Source organism: Delftia sp. Cs1-4 (assembly GCF_000214395.1).
GTDB classification, from domain to species: domain Bacteria; phylum Pseudomonadota; class Gammaproteobacteria; order Burkholderiales; family Burkholderiaceae_C; genus Comamonas; species Comamonas acidovorans.
The window spans coordinates 4,597,391-4,616,619 of sequence record NC_015563.1; the positions used below are offsets into that span (position 1 = coordinate 4,597,391).

The window sequence follows — 19,229 nt, forward strand, 5'->3', positions numbered from 1 at the left end:
CGCTCATACCGTCAACTGGCCTCGAAAGGAACATGACCCATGCGAATGATGTGCCCACACTGCAATGAACACGCGTACACACGCACCAGCTTGCAATTGACCAACACCAGCCGGGAAACCATATTCCAGTGCCGCAACTTCGAATGTGGCCACGTATTTTCAGCAGTGACGGAGATCAACCGCACTATCTCTCCCAGCGCCATCCCCAATCCGTCTGTGATACTTCCGATAAGCACACACATCAAACGCCGGGAAGTCGCACGACAGATGGCAGCCATGCCATTGTCAGAATTCGATGCACAGCAACATCGCGGCACTGAGCCAGCCACCCATATGGCTCAGTGATCACCCCTAAGCAGAAAGCGCCGCGCCTGGTCGCGCGCCCCGTCGAAGATCTGCCGAGCCATAGGCTGCGGCACGCTGGCCGGCAGGCGCGGCTGCAGCCGGTAGATGGCGCCGTCCAGCGCCTCGACCATCTCCACCATGCTCTCCCACAGGCCTGCGATGCGCGTGGTCTCGGCCAGGGCCTTCCAGTGGCGGCGCTGGATCTCGGCCAGGCGGTAGTGGCGGCTGCGCCCCGGCAGGGCCATGGCCATCCTGGCGCGCTGGCGGGCGATCTTGCCGTGGCCGTGACCGATGATGGGCCAGGCCGACAGCACGTCGTACAGCGGTGTCATCTCATAGCGGCCGCCCGGCTGCAGGAACACCGAGAAATTCTTGGCATGCCCGTCCGTGGCGGCCAGCAGCCAGAATGCCAGCTGGGCCATCACGAAGCGGGCGCAATCCTGGGCAGGCTCGCTGCCATGCTGCAGCACCTGCAGGCACTGCAGCATGCCGGGCCCGCCGTGGGTCTCGTACTTGTTTGCGCTGGCAACGCCGCGCACCTGGCAGAAATCTTCCTGAGGCAGGCGCGCAATCCAGCCCTGGGCCGTCCAGGCGCGGTCAAAGCGCTCCACGCACAGCACCTGCTGACCGCCAAAGGTCTCGATGCTGCTGTCGGCCACGGCAAAGCCCAGCTCGGCCAGCAAGCGGGCGCACAGCCACTCATTGGCCACTGAATCGCTCAGGTCGTAGTGCCAGTGCGGCACCACGCCGATGGCCGGCTTCAGGATATGCGTGGTCGGCGTCGCGCCCAGCGGGCGGCACCACTGGCCGCCATGGCGCAGCACCGCCGTCTTCTCCTGCGCACCGGCAATGGACAGCCGGAACTCCTGGTCCACCTCCAGCGCGCCAAACCCACCACCCAGGCTGGCCAGGTGCTCGGCAATCTGCGCCTCGCTCAGCGGCTCGAAGCGCACCTGGTCGAACCCTTCAGGCACGGCCCCCTCGGGCAGCAGTTGCACGGCACCCACGCAATCGCGGCCGATGGCTTCCAGCAGCGAAAACGCATCGATCCCGCGCAGCCCGAAGCGCTGGTGAATGCGCCGGCGAATGCCCTCGCCGTCCGGCAGCAGGTTGTCGAAATAGTGGGCCACCACCTCGCCCGCCACCGTCAGGTCGCGCGTGAAGGGCATGGACAGTGACAGCGGCCGCGCATGCGCGCTCTGCGGCCAGGCCGGGTCATAGGCGAACACATGGCGGCCCGTGCGCGTGACCTCCCAGGTGCCCACCCGCTCCCCATTCATCCAGACGCCCAGCGCCGCCATCACCAGGAACCTTTCGGCTTGCGGTCCTGCCAGTGCGGCGGCAGCGCCTGCGGCTTGAAGGCCACGGGGCGGTCGGCGGGCTTGCGGAGCACGTTGTCACCCGCGTACGGTTGTGGAGCTGGCTCGGCCACCTTCAACGCAGCAGGCACAGGCACAGATGCAGACGCAGGAGAAGCCACCGCATCCGCCCTGGGCCGCATGAGCAGATCGGCATCCAGCAGCTGCAGGATCTCCATCAGCTGGCGCACGCTGATGGCGGCCGGGTCACGCTCTATCGCCGCCACGCGCGACTGGGACACGCCCAGCCGCTGTGCCAGTTGGGCCTGGCTCACGCCAGCGGCCTTGCGCAGCGACTTCAGGTGCAGCGCAAGCTGATCGGGCAGTTGCAACAGGTGGTCCATGGTGTTCTCCTGGCCAGGGCATTCAAAATATCATCTCAAGATGATTAATTGAAATTATTACCTCAAGATAATATAACAAATATATCATTCTTAGGTGATATTTTCATATATCTCGCTACAAGCCTTCCAAGAACGTTGCTGTGGCATAGCGGCATCACATCCACACACCTGTTACCCCCACGTCCGTGACATGCAGAGGCGAAAAAAAACCCGTTTTCGTCGAAGAAAACGGGTTTAAGTGAGATTAGGCGTACTCTGCCATTTCTCTATTGTGGTGCGCGGGGGGGGACTCGAACCCCCACACCATTGCTGGCGTCAGGACCTAAACCTGGTGCGTCTACCAATTTCGCCACCCGCGCTGGTTCTTGGGGGAGCCGCCTGCGCGGCGGCTCCTAGGTCAGGGCGCAGATTCTAGCCGCAATTGCGGGGTGCATTGCCATACCCCGGATTTGAGCGGCGGCCTCTGCGTTGTCGCCGCCTCAATGCGTGGGCTCGCGGCGCACGCGGAACACGGCGGCGTACATGGCCGGCAGCGCCAGCAGTGTCAGCACCGTGGCCACGATCAGCCCGCCCATGATGGCCACGGCCATGGGGCCCCAGAACACGCTGCGCGACAGCGGGATCATGGCCAGCACGGCGGCGGCAGCCGTCAGCACGATGGGGCGCAGGCGGCGCACGGCGGCTTCGATGATGGCGTCCCAGGCCGGCACGCCGCGCGCGCGGTCGGTCTCGATCTGGTCGATCAGGATCACCGAGTTGCGCTGGATCATTCCCATCAACGCCACCACGCCCAGCAGCGCCACGAAGCCGAAGGGCCGGCCCAGCAGCAGCAGCGCCGCCGCCACGCCAGGAATGCCCAGCGGCCCGGTGATGAACACCAGCAGTGAACGGCTGACACTGCGCAACTGCAGCATGAGCAGCGTGAAGGTGAGGAACAGCATCACGGGCACACCAGCGACGATGGCGTCCGAGCCCTTGGAGCTTTCCTCCACGGCGCCAGCCACATCGATGCGGTAGGCCGTGTCGCCCGCAGCGTGCCAGCGAGCCTCGATCTCGCGCAGGCCCGGCAGCAGCGCGTGGGTCAGCGTTGCGCCCTGCAGGCCCTCGCGCACATCGCCCTGCACGGTGATGGCGAACATGCGCTTTTCTCGCCACATCACGCCGGGCTCCCAGACCATCACGGGTTTGGCGATCTGCGTGAGCGGGATCGACTTGCCCGACGCCGTGGGCAGGTAGGCGTTGGCGATGTCGGTGATGGCATCGCGCTCCGAATACGGCGTGCGCAGCACGATATCGATGAGCTTGTCACCCTCGCGGAACTGGCCCACGGTGGAGCCGCTGAGCATGACGCGGGCCGCCTGGGCGATGGCCTGGCTGCTCACGCCCAGGGCGCGCGCCTTGTCCTGGTCCACCTCCAGGCGCACGGCCTTGACGGACTCGTTCCAGTTGTCGTTGACGCCGCGCATGTCGGCGTTGGCGATCATGACCTGCTTGACCTCGTCGGCATAGGCACGCAGCTTTTGCGGATCGGTGCCGGACACGCGGAACTGCACCGGATAGGGCACGGGAGGCCCGTTGGGCAGCAGCTTGACGCGGCCCCGCACCTCGGGGAACTCCTGGGCCAGCAGCGCCGGCAGCGCCTTGCGCAGACGCTCGCGCGTGGGCAGGTCCTGGGCGACCAGGATGAACTGCGAGACGTTGTTCTGCGGGAACACCTGGTCCAGCGGCAGGTAGAAACGCGGCACGCCCGAGCCCACCCACTCGCTGACCGTGCGCACGCCGTCCAGCTGCATGAAGCGCTCTTCCACGCGGCGCGTGACGGCTTCGTTGGCGGCCAGCGATGTGCCCTCGGGGAACCAGATGTCCACCAGCACTTCGGGCCGGCTGGAATCCGGGAAGAACTGCTGCTGCACGCGCGACATGCCCACCAGGCCCAGCGCGAAGACCAGCACCGTGATGGCGATGGTCAGCCAGCGGTGCGTCACGCACCAGTTCACGGCGCGCCGGAAGCGGTTGTAGAACGGGCTGTCGAAGACTTCATGCTCGGCCGACGAGGCATTGAGGTTGGTCTCCTCGATGGGCACCTCGCCCGAGGCCACCTCGGGCGGCAGCGTGGCCGCGTGCGGCGGGCGCTTGAGCAGCAGCATGCCCAGGTAGGGCACGAAGTACACCGAGGCGAACCAGCTGAGCACCAGCGCAATCACCGTCACCGCGAAGATGGCGAAGGTGTACTCGCCCGTCATGGACTTGGCCATGCCGATGGGCAGAAAGCCCGCCGCCGTGATCAGCGTGCCGGTCAGCATGGGCTTGGCCGTGATCTCGTAGGCAAAGGTGGCGGCGCGGTACTTCTCGTAGCCCTCTTCCATCTTGCGCACCATCATCTCCACCGCAATGATGGCGTCGTCCACCAGTAGGCCCAGCGCGATGATCAGCGAGCCCAGCGACACCTTGTGCAGGCCGATGTTCCAGTACCACATGGCCAGGAAGGTCGCGGCCAGCACCAGCGGGATCGTGATGGCCACCACCAGGCCAGGGCGCGGATCGATGTACCAGCGCTTCCACAGCGGCTGGTGGCCTTCTCGCTTGTGCAGGCCCAGGCTGATGAAGCTCACGGCCAGCACCACCACCACGGCCTCGATCAGCACCTGCAGGAATTCGTTGACCGAATCGGCCACCGCCTTGGGCTGGTCCTGCATGTTGGCCAGCTCCACGCCGGCCGGAAGCGTGCGCGCGATGTCGCCCACGGCGCCGCGCAGGGACTTGCCCAGGCGGATGATGTCGCCGCCCTTGGTCATGGACACGCCCAGGGCAATCGTCTCGCGCCCCTGGTGGCGCACCTTCACATTGGCCGGATCGGCATAGCCGCGGCGGATCTCGGCGATATCGCCCAGGCGCAGCTGCGCGCCCGATGCGCCGCGGATGGGCATGGCGCGCAGCTCATCCACCGCCAGGAACTGGCCGGCCACGCGCACCTGCACATCCTCGCGCGGCGTCTGCAGCACGCCTGCGCCCTCGATGGCGTTTTGCTGGCCCAGCTGGCCCAGCACCTGGTTCATGTCCAGGCCCAGCTGCGACAGGCGGCGCTGCGACAGCTCGATGTAGACCTTCTCGTCCTGCACGCCGAACAGCTCGACCTTGGCCACGTCGGGCACGCGCAGTAGGCGCTGGCGCACGTCGTCGGCCATGGTCTTGAGCTCGGCGTAGCTGAAGCCGTCGGCCTGCAGGGCGTAGATCACGCCATAGACATCGCCGAACTCGTCATTGAAGAACGGCCCCTGCACGCCCTGCGGCAGGGTGTAGCGCATGTCGCCGATCTTCTTGCGCACCGTGTACCACAGCTGCTGGACATCGCCGGGGCGCGAGTTGTCCTTGAGCTGGAAGATGATCATCGACTCGCCGGGCTTGGAGTAGCTGCTGATCTTGTCGGCGTAGGGCACCTCCTGCAGCGTGCGCTCGATCTTGTCGGTGACCTGCTCGGCCATCTGCTGCGCCGTGGCGCCCGGCCAGTTGGTGCGCACCACCATGGCGCGGAAGGTGAAGGGCGGGTCCTCGTCCTGCCCCAGCTGGAAATACGAGGCAAAGCCCAGCAGCAGCAGCACGACGATGAAATAGCGCGTAAGCGCCACATGGTCCAGGGCCCAGCGCGAAAGATTGAAGTGCGCGCCCTGCGGCGCCTTGTGCTTGGGCCCGCTCATTGGGCCGCTCCGCTGGGCGCAGCGCCTGCGGCGGCAGGTGCCTGTGCAGGCTGTGTCTGTTGCGGCCGGTGCTGAGCCGGCTGCTGCTGTGCCGGCTGCGGGGCCTTGTCATAACGGTCCTGATAGACCGTGACCTTCTGGCCTGGCGTGAGCACATGCACGCCGGCGGCCACCACCTGCATGCCGGGCGTCAGGCCAGCGGCAATCACGGCCTCGTTGCCATCGGCCGTGGCCAGTTGCACGGGCTGCAGCTTCACCGTGCTGCTGGCGGCGTCGAACACCCACACGGCCGTGCCCTGGCCACCGCCGCCTTCCTGGCGCAGCGCCGTGGTGGGCAGCTTGATCACGGGCTGGCCCGTGGGGCCCATGCCCTCGGGCAATGCGTGGACCGTGGCACCCAGCGGCGGCACGGCGCCTGCGTCCGACGTGGGCAGTGCCACCTTCACCTGGTAGGTGCGCGTGACGGGGTCGGCACTGGCCGCCACCTCGCGCACCTGGCCCTGCAGCGGCTGCATGCCGGCCGACCAGGGGCGCACATTCACCTTCTGGCCCACGCGGATGGCACCGCGCTTGTCTTCGGGCACCACGAAGACCACGTCGCGCGGGCCGTCCTGGGCAATGCGCACCACGGGCGATCCGGCCGACACCACCTGGCCGGGCTCGGCGTCTATGCCTGTCACCACGCCGGGCACATCGGCCAGCAGTTGCGCGTAGGACTCCTGATTGCTCTGCGATGCCAGCTGCGCCTTGGCCTGGTCCAGCGTGGCCTGGGCGGACTTGAGCGTGGCCTCGCGCCGCTCCAGCTCCGCACCACTGATGAAGTTCTGCGCCTTCAGCTGCGAGTAACGCCTCACATCGGCGGCGGCAAGATCGCGCTGCGTGGTCGCGGCCGCCACCTGGGCGCGCGCGGCGTCAGCTCCCAGCCGGTAGTCGCTGGCATCGAGCCGCGCCAGCAACTGGCCTGCCTGCACGTGCTGGCCCAGTTCCACCTCGCGGCGAACGAGCTTGCCGGCCACGCGAAAGCCCAGGCGCGACTCTATGCGCGCGCGCACCTCGCCCGCGTACTCCAGTTGCGTGTCCAGCGCGCCCACGCCTACGGTGAGCAGCTTGACGGCGCGCACCGGCTCGGGCGGCGGCTCGGCCTTGGAGCAGGCGCCCAGCGCCAGCGCGGCGGCCAGGCACAGAGGGGCAAGAAGAAGATGGCGCGGCAAAGCGGGCGCGGCAGGGTTCGATGGCAAGTCGGGCATGTGGATCCGGGAGGGCTGGTGCGAAAAGCGGCTGCGGGCTGCAAGATCCGGGCAACATGCCGCGGCAGCTGGCTGGCGCCGTTTACTGACTGACGGGTTAGTAATTTAGGAGAAGCCCTTGAGCCCGTCAAGTGAAATGCATGGCCTTGCGCGCAGCATCGACAATCGGCCACCGTGAAGTCCACCGCTCCCACCCTGCCCGCCTCCCCCGCCCCGGTCACGCACTACGAGAACTTTCCCGTGGCGTCCTGGCTGTGCCCGCCCCGCTTGCGCCCGCCGATTGCCGCGCTCTACCACTTCGCACGCACTGCAGACGATCTGGCCGACGAGGGCGACGCCACGCCGTCCGAGCGCCTGGCCGCACTGGCCGCCTACCGTGCCGACCTGATGGCGCTGGGCACCGAAGGCGAGGCCTCCATGCTTGCCCGCACGGCCTGGCCCCTCGTCTTTACGGGGCTGGCATCGCAAGTACGCGCCCACCAGCTACCGCTGGCGCTGATGGACGACCTGCTCAGCGCCTTCGCGCAGGACGTGCGCAAGACCGAATCCAGCACCACCTACGCCGACCGCGCCGAGCTGCTTGACTACTGCCGCCGCTCGGCCAACCCCGTGGGCCGGCTGCTGCTGCATCTGTACGGGGTGGATGATGCCGAATCGCTGGCCCGCAGCGACGCCATCTGCACCGCCCTGCAACTGATCAATTTCTGGCAGGACTTCAGCGTGGACCTGCCGCGCGGGCGCCACTACCTGACCGATGCCGACTGCACCGCCCATGGCGTGCGGCGTGAAGACCTGCGCGCCGAGCCCGCTGCACTGACCCCTGCCGTGCGCGCGCTGTTGGCCGACCAATCGGCCTGGGCGCGCGCACTGATGCAGTCCGGCGCACCGCTGGTGCACCGCCTGCCGGGCCGCATCGGCTGGGAGCTGCGTCTGGTGGTGCAGGGCGGGCTGCGCATCCTGGACAAGGTCGATGCACTGCAGGGCGCCAGCCTTTACCGCCGCCCCACCGTCGGCAAGGCCGATGCGCCGCTGCTGCTGTGGCGCGCCCTGCGCATGTGATGGCGGGCCGGCCGTTGCGACACCCAGGCTTTGGCCCCAAGCCGTCCATGGGACAATCCGGCCCCATATGAATCCGGATCAGTACGTCCAAGACAAGGCTGCCGCCTCGGGCAGCAGCTTTTATTACGCCTTCCTCTTCCTGCCGCGCGAGCGCCGTGCGGCCATCACCGCCTTTTATGCGTTCTGCCGCGAAGTGGACGACGTGGTGGACGAAGTCTCCGACCCCGGCGTGGCCGCCACCAAGCTCGGCTGGTGGCAGAACGAAGTGCACCAGGCCTTTGCAGGCAAGCCCTCGCATCCCGTGATGCGGGCACTCATGCCGCACGCCCCGGTCTACGCCATCGAGGAGCGCCACCTGCAGGCGGTCATCGACGGCTGCCGCATGGACCTGGAGCAGACCCGCTACCTGGACTTCCAGGGCCTGACGCGCTACTGCCACCTGGTAGCAGGCGTGGTCGGCGAAGTGGCCGCGCGCATCTTTGGCCAGACACAGGAAGAAACCACGGCCTACGCCCACAAGATGGGCCTGGCCTTCCAGTTGACCAACATCATCCGCGACGTGGGCGAGGACGCCATGCGCGGACGCATCTACCTGCCCATCAGCGAGCTGCAGCAGTTCGACGTCAAGGCGCATGAGATCACCAAGCGCGAATACTCCGACCGCTTCACCGCGCTGATGCGCTTTCAGGCCGAGCGCGCCCACCGCCTCTACGACGAGGCCCTGGCCCTGCTGCCCGCGGCCGACCGCCGCACGCAAAAGCCCGGCCTGATGATGGCCAGCATCTACCGCACCCTGCTGCGCGAGATCGAGGCCGACGACTTCCGCGTGCTCCACCAGCGCATCAGCCTGCCGCCGCTGCGCAAGCTGTGGCTGGCCTGGAAGATGCAGGCGCTGGGGCGCATGGCGCGGTGAGCAGAGACAGCGCCAAGCACACGCCTCGCGCCGCTCAGCCGCGCGCCGCCATCCTCGGCGGAGGCTGGGCCGGCTTTGCCGCCGCCCTTGCGCTGGCCCGCAGCGGCTGGCACATCACATTGCACGAGGCCGCACGCGAGCCCGGCGGCCGTGCGCGCGGCATGGACCTCGACACGCCACAGGGCCCGCTGCGCGTGGACAACGGCCAGCACATCCTCATCGGCGCCTACACCGAAAGCCTGCGACTCATGCGCGAGGTGGGCGTGGACCCTGAACAGGCCCTGCACCGCCAGCCCATGGCCTTGCCCTATATCGATGGCAGCGGCCTGCGCTTTCCCGACTGGCCTGCGCCGCTGGATGCGCTGGCCGGCATTGCCACCGCACGCGGCTGGAGCCTGGGTGAGCGTGCAGCCCTGCTGGCGCGTGCCGTGCGCTGGCGGCTGGCGGGCTTTCGCTGCGTGCCGCAAGCCACCGTGGCCGACCTGTGCGCCGGCCTGCCGCAGCGCCTGGTCAGCGAGTTCATCGACCCGCTGTGCATCTCGGCGCTCAACACACCCATTCACCTGGCCAGCGGCACGGTGTTCCTTCGCGTGCTGCGCGATGCGCTGTTCAGCGGCCGTGGCGGCTCGCATTTCCTGGTGCCGCGCCGTGACCTGGGCAGCCTGTTCCCCGCGCCGGCCGCGCAGTGGCTGCAAGAGCGCGGGCACGCCGTGCGCCTGGGCAGCCGCGTGGCCGAACTGCAACCCCAGGGCCCGCACTGGACGCTGGGCGCAGCCCAGGCCGAAGACGCGCCCTTTGACGCCGTGCTGCTGGCCTGCCCCGCGCCCGAGGCGGCGCGCCTGGCACTCACCGCCGCCGAGCACGACAGCCTGCCTGCACGCGACGGCATAGCCCTGCAGCGCTGGGCGCAGCTGGCCCAGGAGCTGCAGCACCGCCCCATTGCCACCGTCTATGCGCAGACCTTTGACGCCTCGCACACCTTGCCCCCGGGCGCGCCCTGGCTGGCGCTGCGCTCCACGCCCGATGCGCCTGCGCAATTCGTCTTCGACCGTGGACAACTCGGCGGCCCGCAGGGCCTGATGGCCTTCGTCATCAGCGACAGCGCATCGGACCGCGACACCCTGCAGGCCCAGGTGCTGGCCCAGGCACAGGCCCAGTTGGGCTGGCATGGCCTGATCCCGCTGCGCACCGTGATCGACAAGCGCGCCACCTTCGCCTGCCTGCCGCAGCTGCAGCGCCCCGGCATGGAGTTGGGCCACGGCCTGTGGGCCTGCGGCGACCATGTGGATGGACCGTATCCGGCCACCATCGAAGGCGCCGTGCGCAGCGGCCTGCAGGCGGCCGAGGCCATCGGCCAGGCCCTGGGAGCCGAGGGAAAAGCCTGATCCCCCGGGTATCTCCGTAGCCTGCAGACCCTGGTTTGACAGCAGATTGACAGCCGCCGGCGCCACCATCGCTGGCGCCGCATCCGCTGCCCATTCACTACAACGATAGCCAGGAGACCAGACATGCCTTCGCGCGACTTTCTTCACCACGCAGACCTGCCCCCGCTCGGCCGCCGCCAACTGCTGGCCGGCACGGGCGCCATGGCCCTGTCGGGCCTGCTGCCTGCGGCCGCGCTGGCGCAGGACGCCTGGCCCACGCGCCCCATCCGCTTTGTCGTGCCCTTTGCGCCGGGCGGCAGCTCGGAAATCGTGGCGCGCTCCACGGCCGCCGAGCTGTCCAAGACCCTGGGCCAGAACGTCTTCGTGGACAACAAGCCCGGCGCGGCCGGCAACATCGCCATGCAGGAAGTGGCGCGCGCCGATGACCAGAGCACCGTCATCCTGGGCCACATCGGCACGCTGGCCGTCAATCCCTACATCTTCGACAAGCTGCCCTACGACGCGAACAAGGACTTCCAGCCCGTCAGTCTGCTGGCCAAGGTGCCCAGCCTGTACGTGGTCCACCCCGATGTGCCGGTCAAGAACCTGCGCGAACTCATCGCCTACGCCAAGAAGAAGCCCGGCCAGCTCAGCTACGGCTCGGCCGGCAATGGCAGCGCCGGGCACCTGGCCTTCGAGTACCTGAAGATGACGGCCGAGATCTTCATGCTGCACGTGCCCTATCGCGGAACGGGGCCGATGATGACGGACCTGATGTCGGGCCGCCTGGACGCTGCCTCCGTGGGCGCTGCCGCCCTGCTGCCCTTCATCAAGGCGGGCAAGGTGCGCTGCATCGCCACGGGATCGACCCAGCGCCTGCCCCAGTTGCCCGATGTGCCCACCGTGGCCGAGCAGGGCTTCCCGGGCTTCGAGATGACGCAGTGGTACGGCATGCTCGCTCCCTCCAGCATGACCCGAGCCCACGTGGACAAGCTGGCTGCCGAATGCGCCAAGGCCGTCAAGGCGCCCGACGCGCTCAAGCGCCTGCAGGGCGATGCGGCCGAGCCCATCGGCAGCACGCCCCAGCAGTTCGCACAGTTCATTGCCACCGAGCAGACGCGCTGGCAAAAGGTGCTCAAGCGCGCCCAGGTCAAGCCGGACTGAGCGCAGGCCCAGGCCCAGGCACAGGCTCCGGCATCAGCTGGCCAGGCCAGCCTTCTCGGCCATGGCGCGCAACACGCCCTGGCTGGCCTTTTGCACATGCTCGGCGCTCAGGCGCGCGGCCTGGTCCGCGTCGCCCTGCTCTATTGCCGCCACGATGGCGTCCAGCTCGGCCAGCGTCTGCGGCAGGCGCCCGGGCTGGGACATGGAGATGCGCCGCAGCACCGTCACGCGGTTGTTCAGCTGCCGCAGCATCTGGCCAGCCACCAGATTGCCGCAGCCCTCGATCAGGATGTCGTAGAACTGGTTCTTGATCGCCAGCAGGGCCACCTTGTCGCTGGCCACGGCGGGCACGGCCAGCTCGCCCAGCTTGGCGCGCAGCGCGGCGCGCTGGCCTGCCGAGGCATGCAGCGCAAAGCCCCGGCTGGCCAGCCCCTCCAGGCTGGCCCGCACCTCGTAGATATCGCGCACCTCCTGCACCGAGATGTCCGTGACCTCGGGGCCCCGGTGCGGAACGATGGTGATCAGCCCCTCGGCCTGCAGGTGCTGCAGCGACTCGCGCAGGCACGAACGGCTCACATCAAGGCTCTCGCACAGTTCGCGCTCGGACAGCTTCTGGCCCGGCGCAAACACGCCATCGAGGATGGCCGTGCGCAGGGTCTGCGTCGTGCGCAGGCGCAGCGACGTTTCTTCGCGGGGGACACGCAGCATCTGGTTCATGGGATGAATCCTACCCGCCAATCCAGGGGACGAACGGACTGACGGATTGTCATACACACACCTGGCGCGGCAGGCAATCCCGATTTTCATCAAGTAGGATTGTCTGACAATCTGATTAAATCCACTCCACCGAAAGACACCCTCACTGCCTTCCATCAGGAGTTTTCATGACCCGAGCCTATGCACCCAAGAACCCCGCCCTCTTCGACCAGGGCCTGTCCACCCGCCGTGAGGTGCTGGGCGCCGAGTATGTCGATGCGTCCATCCAGAACGCCACGGACTTCAACATCGACATGCAGGAGCTGGTCACCCAGTACTGCTGGGGCGATGTCTGGAACCGCCCCGGCCTGGACCGCAGGACGCGCTCCTTCCTGAACCTGGCCATGATCACGGCGCTGAACCGCCCGCATGAACTCAAGCTGCATGTGCGCGGCGCCATCAACAACGGCCTGACCAAGGAAGAGGTCAAGGAGGTCTTCCTGCAGACCGCCATCTACTGCGGCGTGCCGGCCGCCATCGACTCCTTCCGCGTGGCTTCGGAAGTCTTCAAAGAGATGGACATCTGAGGCACGCAGCATGACCACCATAGGATTCATCGGCCTCGGAATGATGGGCCAGCCCATGGCCCACCTGCTGCACGCCGCAGGCCACGCCCTGGTCATCCGGGACGCCGTGCCCGCCGCCACCGCGCGCTTTGCCAGCGAGCATGCGGGCGTGTCCGTGGCATCCGGCGCGGCCGACTTTGCCGGCTGCAGCGTGGTCTTCACCATGCTGCCCGACTCCCGCATCGTCGATGCCGTGGTCGGCGAACTGGCACCTCACCTGCCGCCCGGCGCCTGCATCATCGACATGAGCTCAGCCGACCCCAACCGCACGCGTGCGCTGGCCGGCCTGCTGGGCGAGCGCGGCATCGGGCTGCTGGATGCGCCGGTCTCCGGCGGCGTCAAGCGCGCCATTGCGGGCACGCTGTCCATCATGGTCGGTGGCGATGCGGACCTGCTCGCCCAGCACCTGCCCTTGCTGCAACGCATGGGCCAGGCCATCACCCATGTCGGTCCCGTGGGCGCAGGCCATGCGCTCAAGGCGCTGAACAACTATGTCTCGGCAGCGGCCCTCATCGCCACGGCCGAGGCCATCCATGCAGGCGCGGCCTTCGGCATTGCGCCGGCCACCATCGTGGACGTGATCAATGCCTCCACCGGCAAGAACAACACCACCGAAAACAAGGCCCACCAGTTCATGCTGAACGGCGCCTTCAACTCGGGCTTCTCGCTGGCGCTGCAGGCCAAGGACGTGGGCATTGCCCTGTCGCTGGGCCAGGCCATGCACACGCCCATGGCACTGGCCGAACAGGTCAGCGCCATGGCGGCCGAGGCCTCCAGGTCCCTGGGATCCGCCGCCGACCACACCGAGCTGTACAGGTACGTGGCCCCGGCCTGAGCCTGCGCCGTCTCGCCGTCGTCAAGGGCCGCATGCGGCCCTTGCCTTACTGCCCCACGCCACCAAACACGCCACCGACAACCGGCCGCACAGAGCCGGCGGCCCCTGCACGCGCCTCCAGGAGACAAACCCATGCGCCCCCTCATCCGCAATCCCCTCGCCCAGACCCTTCTCGCCGCCGCGCTGGCAGCGGCCAGCCTTGCCGCCCAGGCCTTCCCCAACAAGCCCGTCACCATCGTCGTTCCCTACGCGGCCGGAGGCTCCACCGACGTGCTGGCCCGTGTACTGGCCGAGGCCATGACGCGCGACCTGGGCCAGCAGGTCATCGTCGAGAACCTGGGCGGCGCCGGTGGCACCATCGGCACCAGCCGCGTCACACGTGCCCAAGCCGACGGCCACACCCTGCTGCTGCACAACATGGGCATTGCCACGGCGCCCGCGCTCTACAGCAAGCTCGCTTTCGATGTGAGGCGCGACCTGGAACCCATCGCGCTGGCCGGCGACGTGCCCATGATCCTGGTGCGCAGCAAAGGCTTTGCGCCCGCCACGCTGGCGGACTTCATCGCCCACATGAAGGCCAAACCCGGCGAAGTGCGCTTCTCGCATGCCGGCGTAGGCGCCACCTCCCACCTGTGCGCCATGCTGCTGCTGCAGACCACCTCCACCGAGGCCACCCTGGTGCCCTACCGTGGCACCGGCCCGGCCCTGCAGGACCTGGTGGCAGGCAATGTCGATGTCATCTGCGACCAGCCCGTGGCCACCGGCCCGCACATACAGGCGGGCATGCTCAAGGGCTACGCCGTCGCCACGCGCGAACGCCTGCCCTCCCTGCCCGATGTGCCCACCTTCACGCAGGCTGGCCAGCCCGGCTTCGAGCTTGCCGTATGGCACGGCCTGTACGCCCCGCGAGGCACGCCCCAGGCCGTCATCGAACGCCTCAACAAATCCCTGCGCACCGCCCTGTCCGAGCCCGCCCTGGTCAAGCGCTTCACGGACATGAGCGTCATCATCCCGCCCGCAGACCGCCTCACCCCCGACGCCCTGCGCCAGCACACCGCCGCAGAAATCAAGCGCTGGGACCCGGTGATCAAGGCTGCGGGGGCCAAGGCGGAATAGAGGCGCAGCAAGGAGCAGGCAGGCCAGGAAGATAGGCGCGCTGAGCAGGGCACAAAAACCCGACGCAGCCCAAAGCCTGGGACACCGAGCAAGGGCCGCCCCGCCGCGAGGGTGTCGTCCCCCTCCCGCGAAGCGAGAGAGGGGGAAGCCGCGCAGCGGCTCAGGGGGTGACGATCATTTTTCCATCCACCACTGGATGACGATCTTGGCGATGTAGCCGACAAAGCCCACGCCCAGGCCCAGGAAGATCACGAAGGTGCCGAACTTTCCTGCCTTGGACTGGCGCGCCAGCTGCAGGATGATGAACACCATGAAGAGGATGAAGGCCCCCACGCCATAGGTGAGGAAGAAATGGGCGATCTGTTCTTCTGTATACCCGAATATCACGACAACACCGTCCTACATCCTCCCCTGCAGGCCCGGCCGGTCCGGGCCCGCCCGGCTCAACGCGCCGGGAAGGCCGACGCATCGACCAGATCGCGGTACGCGTGCCAGCTCGCGTGCCCCAGCAAGGGCATCACGGCCACCAGTCCCAGCAGCCAGCTGCCCAGGCCCAGCAGGGTCAACAACACAATGAGGGCGGCCCACAGTGCCAGAGGCACAGGGTTGGCCAGCACGGCCAACCAACTGGTCAGCACGGCCTGGCGCACCGTCACCCGCCTGTCCAGCATCAGCGGCATGGCCACCACGCTGGACGCAAAAATAGGCGCTGCCAGAAAACTGCCCAGCGCCAGCCATATCGCAAACAACTGCCCGTCGCGGGCCAGCACCACGTGCTGCACGAAGTCCGCCGGGGTGGCGATGCGCACGGGTGAGAGCACGGTGATCAGCGAGGCCGACACCAGCACCCAGCCCGTGGCCGCCAGCGACAGCAGCAGCCCAAACTGCACCAGACACCAGTAGCCGCCCTGCCCGTCGGCCTTGGAAGCGTGGCCGCTTTGCCAGCGCATCCAGGTGATGTGCACCAGGGACAGGTCGGCGCGCTCGCCACGCTCCAGCGCGCGGCTGATGGCGTAGAGGCTGGTCGCCACGACAGGGCCGACGATCAGGAACCCCGACAGGGCCCCGGCCATCAACCAAAAGCGATTGTGCCCCAGCGTCAAGATCAAAAACCCGATCAAGGTCAAGACCAGGCCATGTGCCAGGCTCAGCCAGGGCGCCCTGGCCATGTCGCGCGCGCCACGCGCCAGCCAGCTCAGGGGGTGTTTCCAGCCGATGCTGCGCACGGCGGGGAGGACGGGGGGGTGGAAGAAAGCTGTGCTGTGGCTGGTGGGCATGGCATGGCGCGGCTTCGCGGGCAGGCAGGGTCAGCTGTCAGCCAGCCCCTGGCACAACTGCGCAAGGCTGGCCACCGTGACGTGGGGCGTGGACCCCTCGTGAGGCCATGCTACGCCCGTGCGGTTGAGCCAGACTGCGTGCATACCCGCATCCATGGCGCCCAGCGCGTCGAGCCGCGCGTCGTCGCCAATGTGCAGCACCTCGTCAGGCGCCACGCCTGCCGCCGCCGCCGCCGCGTGGAAAAAGCGCACATCGGGCTTGGCCATGCCGGCCTTGGTGGCGCTCAGCGCGGCATGGAAATGCTCGCCAATGCCCACCACGTGCACGCTGGCGTTGCCGTTGCTCAGCGCCACCACGGGCCAGCGCGCGGCCAGGAACTGCAGGGCGGGCAGCGCGTCCTCGTACAGGTCCACACGCTGGCGCTCGGCAAAGAAGATGTCGAAGGCCGTTTCCGCCAGGCCGCCATCGTCGCCATTGCGCTGCAGCGCCAGGCGGATGGACTCGCGGCGCAGGCCGCTCAGGTCGTGGGCAAGGTCCGGGCGGTCACGCTCGATCTGCACGCGGATGGCGCGCAGGGTGGCCACGTCGCGCAGCGCTGCGGCCGTGGTGGGCGCATGGGCGTGCAGCCAGTCCAGCAGCACCTGTTCGGCGCGCGAGATGGCTGGCCACACGGGCCACAGCGTGTCGTCCAGGTCGATGGAAATGGCGCGGATGCGGCCGCTGCGGCGCAGCTGCTGCAAGGCGGCCAATGCAGGGTCAAGAGAGGATTCGGCGAGGGGGGCGATGGTGGCTTGGGACATGGTTCGAGCATAGCGAAGGCAGCCGTTGCCGGCAGCAGCCGGGTCATCCGACTCGCGTGGCAGGCGGCTCCGTCCTGCCACAATCGGCCCCATGCCTTCCCGCTTCGCGCCAGAACCTCCATTCCGCCACGACCAACCCCAGCGCACCGCCGTGCTGCTGTGCAACCTTGGAACGCCCGATGCGCCCACGGCCCCGGCCGTGCGCCGCTACCTGGCGCAGTTCCTGGGCGACGACCGCGTGGTCGAGATTCCCAGGATTGCCTGGCTGCCCATCCTGCACGGCATCATCCTGCGCACGCGGCCGGCCAAGTCGGCGGCCAAGTACGCCACCGTCTGGCATGAGAAGGACGGCTCCCCCCTGCAGCACTGGAGCGCGCGCCAGGCCCTGCTGCTGCGCGGCTGGCTGGGCGAGGCCGGGCACAACGTGCTGGTGCGCCATGCCATGCGCTACGGCAACCCGTCCATCCCCAGCGTGCTCGATGCCCTCAAGGCCGAAGGCGCCACGCGCATCCTCATCCTGCCGCTGTACCCGCAGTACTCCGGCACGACCACGGCCAGCGTGTTCGATGCGGTCTATGACTGGGCCCGCACCCAGCGCCATATTCCCGAGCTGCGCTTCGTCAACCGCTACCACGACGACGCTTCCTACATCGACGCGCTGGCCCAGCGCATCGAGGCCCACTGGCGCGGCAACGGCCGTGGCGAGAAACTGGTCATGAGCTTTCATGGCGTGCCCGAACGCACACTGCACCTGGGCGACCCCTACCACTGCGAATCGCGCAAGACCGCCCGCCTGCTGGCTGAGCGCCTGGGCCTGTCGCCCTCGCAATACCTGGTGACCTTCCAGTCGCGCTTTGGCAAGGCCAAATGGCTGGAGCCCTACACCGAGCCTTCGCTGATCGAGCTGGCACGCAGCGGCACCAAACGCGTGGACGTGGTCTGCCCCGGCTTCACCAGCGACTGCCTGGAAACGCTGGAGGAAATCAGCCAGGAAGCGCGCGAGGCCTTCATGCATGCCGGTGGCGAGCAGTTCGAGTACATCGCCTGCCTCAACGACAGCGCGCCCTGGATCACGGCGCTGAGCCGCATCGCCCAGCAGCATATGCAGGGCTGGCCCACGCAGAAGGCGCCGCAGGCTGAACTGGACGCCAGCCTGGAGCGCGCCAAGGCCGTGGGCGCACAGCGCTGAGGCCGTTCTGCATCTTCTGCGCCGCGCCATATAACCCTGCCTCATGAGCAGAATGCATAAGCGTCTTTGTATATAGGTGCTGCAAGCGGGACAATTGCACTCCAGTTGCTTGTTCCGCCGGTCTTCCATGACCGGCCCCAGCCATCATGACCAAGACCTTTTCCCCCGCTCTGCGCCTGGCGGCCCCGCTGCTGGCGCTGGGCCTTGCCTGCACCGCCTTCGGCACGGCCCACGCTGCCGACCCCCTGCTCACCCCTGCCGGCGTGCAGGCCGCCGCCGGCCAGGACGCAGTGCGCATCATCGACATCCGCGATCCCAAGGCCTATGGCGAGCGCCATATCCCAGGCGCGCTCAACGCCCCCTACGGCAAATGGCGCGGCCCCGCCACCAACCCTGGTGAACTGCCCGAGCTGCCCAAGCTCACCGAACTCGTGCAGTCCCTGGGGCTGACACCCGCCACCCACGCCATCGTGGTCTCCACGGGCGCGGACGCCACCGACTTCGGCGCCGCAGCGCGCGTGTACTGGACGCTCAAGCTGCTGGGCCTCAAGGAGCTGTCCGTGCTCAACGGCGGCATGAAGGCCTGGAACGAGCAAAAGCTCCCGCAGGACAACGAGGCCGTCAAAGTGACCCGCAGCAGCTACCAGCCCCAGCTCGACACCAGCCTGATCGCCACGCGCGAGGACGTGGGCCAGCACGTCAGGCTCAGCAACGCCGCCCTGGTGGACTCGCGCCCCGACGCCTTCTACCAAGGCAAGACCCGCGCCCCAGCCGCGAAGATCTCGGGCACCCTGCCCGGCGCGCAGCAGTTGGACTTCAACCAGTGGTTCGTGCCCGGCACCTCCACCTTTGTCGATACCGCCACGGCCAAGCAGATCGCGGCCAAGGTCAAGCGCGAGCAGGGCCAGGACATGGTGGCCTTCTGCAACACCGGCCACTGGGCGGCCACCGACTGGTTCGGCCTGTCCGAAGTCGCGGGCCTGCCGGGCGTCAAGCTGTATGCGGGCTCCATGGTGGACTGGACGCAGCAGGCAGATGCGCCGCCCATGGCCAACCAGCCCGGCCGCGCCGAATCCCTGGCCTACGATGCCAAGCAGTGGTGGGAAAAAAAGTTCAAATAAACACCCCCTGAGGCGCTTACGCGCCTTCCCCCGTGGCACGGCGCCTCTCTACCCGCTTCGCGGGGGAGGGCGACTGCAT

The 19,229-nt window shown here is 67.9% G+C and carries 18 protein-coding genes and 1 tRNA gene; 10 read left to right on the plus strand and 9 right to left on the minus strand.

Going from position 1 to position 19,229, the window contains the following annotated elements:
* Positions 1–48 precede the first annotated feature (48 nt).
* Complete coding sequence (locus DELCS14_RS30160; protein WP_225614239.1) at positions 49–345, plus strand: ogr/Delta-like zinc finger family protein; 297 nt, start codon at positions 49–51, stop codon at positions 343–345.
* Here DELCS14_RS30160 and DELCS14_RS20155 read toward each other — a convergent pair.
* The 5 genes from DELCS14_RS20155 to DELCS14_RS20175 all read right to left on the minus strand — a co-directional run bounded on the left by DELCS14_RS20155 (position 339) and on the right by DELCS14_RS20175 (position 6,989).
* The gene (locus tag DELCS14_RS20155) at positions 339–1,646 is read right to left on the minus strand and encodes a type II toxin-antitoxin system HipA family toxin (protein WP_013803307.1); all 1,308 of its coding nucleotides are present in this window, start codon (positions 1,644–1,646) and stop codon (positions 339–341) included. The two genes, DELCS14_RS30160 and DELCS14_RS20155, sit on opposite strands and share 7 nt — an antisense overlap.
* Positions 1,646–2,047, minus strand: a complete 402-nt coding sequence (locus tag DELCS14_RS20160; RefSeq protein WP_013803308.1) for a helix-turn-helix transcriptional regulator — start codon at positions 2,045–2,047, stop codon at positions 1,646–1,648. Before DELCS14_RS20160 ends, DELCS14_RS20155 begins: the two co-directional genes overlap by 1 nt.
* Positions 2,048–2,319: 272 nt before the next feature.
* Positions 2,320–2,406, minus strand: a tRNA-Leu gene (locus DELCS14_RS20165).
* A gap of 120 nt (positions 2,407–2,526) precedes the next feature.
* The gene (locus DELCS14_RS20170; protein ID WP_013803309.1) at positions 2,527–5,742 is read right to left on the minus strand and encodes an efflux RND transporter permease subunit; all 3,216 of its coding nucleotides are present in this window, start codon (positions 5,740–5,742) and stop codon (positions 2,527–2,529) included.
* Complete coding sequence (locus DELCS14_RS20175; RefSeq protein WP_013803310.1) at positions 5,739–6,989, minus strand: efflux RND transporter periplasmic adaptor subunit; 1,251 nt, start codon at positions 6,987–6,989, stop codon at positions 5,739–5,741. The genes DELCS14_RS20170 and DELCS14_RS20175 overlap by 4 nt, the downstream gene beginning before the upstream one ends.
* A gap of 174 nt (positions 6,990–7,163) precedes the next feature.
* Between DELCS14_RS20175 and hpnC the strand changes: the two genes are divergently transcribed.
* The 4 genes from hpnC (at position 7,164) to DELCS14_RS20195 (ending at position 11,489) form a co-directional block, all read left to right on the plus strand.
* Entirely contained in the window at positions 7,164–8,048 is an 885-nt protein-coding gene (hpnC, locus tag DELCS14_RS20180) for a squalene synthase HpnC (protein ID WP_013803311.1), read from the plus strand.
* 67 nt (positions 8,049–8,115) lie between these two features.
* Complete coding sequence (gene hpnD, locus DELCS14_RS20185) at positions 8,116–8,961, plus strand: presqualene diphosphate synthase HpnD (RefSeq protein WP_013803312.1); 846 nt, start codon at positions 8,116–8,118, stop codon at positions 8,959–8,961.
* Positions 8,958–10,346: a hydroxysqualene dehydroxylase HpnE gene (gene hpnE, locus DELCS14_RS20190; RefSeq protein ID WP_013803313.1), complete on the plus strand. Its 1,389-nt coding sequence runs from the start codon at positions 8,958–8,960 to the stop codon at positions 10,344–10,346. The genes hpnD and hpnE overlap by 4 nt, the downstream gene beginning before the upstream one ends.
* A 123-nt stretch (positions 10,347–10,469) precedes the next feature.
* Entirely contained in the window at positions 10,470–11,489 is a 1,020-nt protein-coding gene (locus tag DELCS14_RS20195; RefSeq protein WP_012204487.1) for a tripartite tricarboxylate transporter substrate binding protein, read from the plus strand.
* 33 nt (positions 11,490–11,522) lie between these two features.
* Here the strand turns inward: DELCS14_RS20195 and DELCS14_RS20200 are convergent, their stop codons facing one another.
* A complete protein-coding gene (locus DELCS14_RS20200) occupies positions 11,523–12,206 on the minus strand; it encodes a GntR family transcriptional regulator (RefSeq protein WP_013803314.1) in 684 nt (227 codons plus the stop codon).
* Positions 12,207–12,373: 167 nt separating this feature from the next.
* Here DELCS14_RS20200 and DELCS14_RS20205 point away from each other — a divergent pair, with 167 nt between their 5' ends.
* The 3 genes from DELCS14_RS20205 (at position 12,374) to DELCS14_RS20215 (ending at position 14,762) form a co-directional block, all read left to right on the plus strand.
* Positions 12,374–12,772, plus strand: a complete 399-nt coding sequence (locus tag DELCS14_RS20205) for a carboxymuconolactone decarboxylase family protein (protein WP_012204485.1) — start codon at positions 12,374–12,376, stop codon at positions 12,770–12,772.
* A 10-nt stretch (positions 12,773–12,782) separates the two neighbouring features.
* Entirely contained in the window at positions 12,783–13,646 is an 864-nt protein-coding gene (locus tag DELCS14_RS20210) for an NAD(P)-dependent oxidoreductase (RefSeq protein WP_013803315.1), read from the plus strand.
* A 132-nt stretch (positions 13,647–13,778) separates the two neighbouring features.
* Positions 13,779–14,762, plus strand: coding sequence for a tripartite tricarboxylate transporter substrate binding protein BugD (locus DELCS14_RS20215; protein ID WP_013803316.1), 984 nt, complete (start codon positions 13,779–13,781; stop codon positions 14,760–14,762).
* A gap of 174 nt (positions 14,763–14,936) precedes the next feature.
* On the opposite strand, the gene DELCS14_RS20220 is transcribed toward DELCS14_RS20215, so the two are convergent.
* Genes DELCS14_RS20220 through DELCS14_RS20230 form a run of 3 tightly spaced genes read right to left on the minus strand, consistent with a single transcriptional unit; the run spans position 14,937 to position 16,840 of the window.
* Positions 14,937–15,149 (minus strand): DUF2788 domain-containing protein, encoded by a 213-nt coding sequence (locus DELCS14_RS20220; protein ID WP_012204482.1) that lies wholly within the window; start codon positions 15,147–15,149, stop codon positions 14,937–14,939.
* 56 nt (positions 15,150–15,205) lie between these two features.
* Entirely contained in the window at positions 15,206–16,039 is an 834-nt protein-coding gene (locus DELCS14_RS20225) for a DUF2189 domain-containing protein (RefSeq protein ID WP_013803317.1), read from the minus strand.
* A gap of 30 nt (positions 16,040–16,069) precedes the next feature.
* Entirely contained in the window at positions 16,070–16,840 is a 771-nt protein-coding gene (locus DELCS14_RS20230; protein WP_013803318.1) for an HAD family hydrolase, read from the minus strand.
* A gap of 91 nt (positions 16,841–16,931) precedes the next feature.
* On the opposite strand from DELCS14_RS20230, the gene hemH reads away from it, so the two are divergent.
* Entirely contained in the window at positions 16,932–18,029 is a 1,098-nt protein-coding gene (gene hemH, locus DELCS14_RS20235; protein ID WP_013803319.1) for a ferrochelatase, read from the plus strand.
* A gap of 146 nt (positions 18,030–18,175) precedes the next feature.
* A complete protein-coding gene (locus DELCS14_RS20240) occupies positions 18,176–19,150 on the plus strand; it encodes a rhodanese-like domain-containing protein (RefSeq protein WP_013803320.1) in 975 nt (324 codons plus the stop codon).
* The last annotated feature ends 79 nt before the right edge of the window (positions 19,151–19,229 follow it).

What these genes read in the sequence shown, in the direction of transcription:
- DELCS14_RS20195 (WP_012204487.1), top strand. Translation starts at nt 10,470, where the DNA reads ATGCCTTCGCGCGACTTTCTTCACCACGCAGACCTGCCCCCGCTCGGC.
- DELCS14_RS20225 (WP_013803317.1), bottom strand. Translation starts at nt 16,039, where the DNA reads ATGCCCACCAGCCACAGCACAGCTTTCTTCCACCCCCCCGTCCTCCCC.
- DELCS14_RS20155 (WP_013803307.1), bottom strand. Translation starts at nt 1,646, where the DNA reads ATGGCGGCGCTGGGCGTCTGGATGAATGGGGAGCGGGTGGGCACCTGG.
- DELCS14_RS20200 (WP_013803314.1), bottom strand. Translation starts at nt 12,206, where the DNA reads ATGAACCAGATGCTGCGTGTCCCCCGCGAAGAAACGTCGCTGCGCCTG.
- DELCS14_RS20210 (WP_013803315.1), top strand. Translation starts at nt 12,783, where the DNA reads ATGACCACCATAGGATTCATCGGCCTCGGAATGATGGGCCAGCCCATG.
- hpnD (WP_013803312.1), top strand. Translation starts at nt 8,116, where the DNA reads ATGAATCCGGATCAGTACGTCCAAGACAAGGCTGCCGCCTCGGGCAGC.
- DELCS14_RS20205 (WP_012204485.1), top strand. Translation starts at nt 12,374, where the DNA reads ATGACCCGAGCCTATGCACCCAAGAACCCCGCCCTCTTCGACCAGGGC.
- DELCS14_RS30160 (WP_225614239.1), top strand. Translation starts at nt 49, where the DNA reads ATGTGCCCACACTGCAATGAACACGCGTACACACGCACCAGCTTGCAA.
- DELCS14_RS20240 (WP_013803320.1), top strand. Translation starts at nt 18,176, where the DNA reads ATGACCAAGACCTTTTCCCCCGCTCTGCGCCTGGCGGCCCCGCTGCTG.
- DELCS14_RS20215 (WP_013803316.1), top strand. Translation starts at nt 13,779, where the DNA reads ATGCGCCCCCTCATCCGCAATCCCCTCGCCCAGACCCTTCTCGCCGCC.
- hemH (WP_013803319.1), top strand. Translation starts at nt 16,932, where the DNA reads ATGCCTTCCCGCTTCGCGCCAGAACCTCCATTCCGCCACGACCAACCC.
- DELCS14_RS20230 (WP_013803318.1), bottom strand. Translation starts at nt 16,840, where the DNA reads ATGTCCCAAGCCACCATCGCCCCCCTCGCCGAATCCTCTCTTGACCCT.
- DELCS14_RS20175 (WP_013803310.1), bottom strand. Translation starts at nt 6,989, where the DNA reads ATGCCCGACTTGCCATCGAACCCTGCCGCGCCCGCTTTGCCGCGCCAT.
- DELCS14_RS20160 (WP_013803308.1), bottom strand. Translation starts at nt 2,047, where the DNA reads ATGGACCACCTGTTGCAACTGCCCGATCAGCTTGCGCTGCACCTGAAG.
- DELCS14_RS20170 (WP_013803309.1), bottom strand. Translation starts at nt 5,742, where the DNA reads ATGAGCGGGCCCAAGCACAAGGCGCCGCAGGGCGCGCACTTCAATCTT.